Source organism: Neoroseomonas rubea, assembly GCF_016106015.1.
In the GTDB taxonomy this organism is placed as follows: Bacteria; Pseudomonadota; Alphaproteobacteria; order Acetobacterales; family Acetobacteraceae; genus Neoroseomonas; species Neoroseomonas rubea.
Genome location: NZ_JACADQ010000682.1, coordinates 1 through 841, shown reverse-complemented (window position 1 = coordinate 841; position 841 = coordinate 1). Strand labels below are relative to the sequence as shown.

Sequence of the window (841 nt, the reverse complement as noted above, 5' to 3'; positions counted from 1 at the left end):
GGTCTTCCGGGCCGGATGAGCGGCGCCCCGCGGCAGTGGAAGCGCGCGCGGACCGCCGCCTGTTCGCGCGCCACGCGCGCCCGTCCGCCGCTGATCTGGCCCGCATGCAGCCGGTAGAAGGCGGCGGGCCAGCTGGTGGAGACCGGCCGAGCCCCGGCGGCGGCGGCGCGCAGCCAGAATTCGTAGTCGAAGCAGGCGCGCAGCGAGGCGTCGAGCCGCCCGCCCAGCCTCTCCCACAGCCGGCGGGTGAAGAGCAGTTCCGGGGTGAGGAAGAAGGCGCCGCGGGCAAGGCGCCCGAAGACATCGGCCAGGCCCGCGACGGTGAAGTCCTCTGGCCCGTTCGCCAGCGGCCGCTGCAGGGCGACAAGGCGGCGGTCCCGATGCGCGATGGCATCGCCGTGGACGATGTCGGCCTCGGGGTCCGCGCACCAGGCCGCCGCGAGGCGGTACAGCGCGCCGGGGGCGAGCATGTCGTCGGCGTTCAGCCAGCCGAGCAGGTCCGCCGTGCTGCCGGAGATACCCTTCGCGATGGCCTCCGCCGGCCCGCCATCCCGCCCCAGGATGACGGCCGCGAGGCGGTGGTGGTGGCGCGCCAGGATCGCCGCGGTGCCGTCGGTCGAGCCGCCATCGACGATGACATGCTCGACCAGCGGATAGCCCTGCGCGGCGACGGACAGGATCGTCTCCTCCAGCCACGGCCCCGGATTGAGGCAGGGCGTGACGAGCCGGATGCGCGGCCAGCGCGCGCCGTCCGGCAGGCGCGGCGCGGCGGCCGGCGGTGCGCCGTAGGGCCAGGGCAGGCTGTCGAAGGACGGCCAGCCGGCCTGCGCCATCACCAGCG

Annotated in this window: 1 protein-coding gene; it reads right to left on the bottom strand. The window is 75.7% G+C overall.

Going from position 1 to position 841, the window contains the following annotated elements; all coding sequences use genetic code 11:
• Positions 1–841, bottom strand: an 841-nt coding sequence (locus tag HW577_RS25805; protein ID WP_198378927.1) for a glycosyltransferase family 2 protein, incomplete at both ends; no start/stop codon positions are given.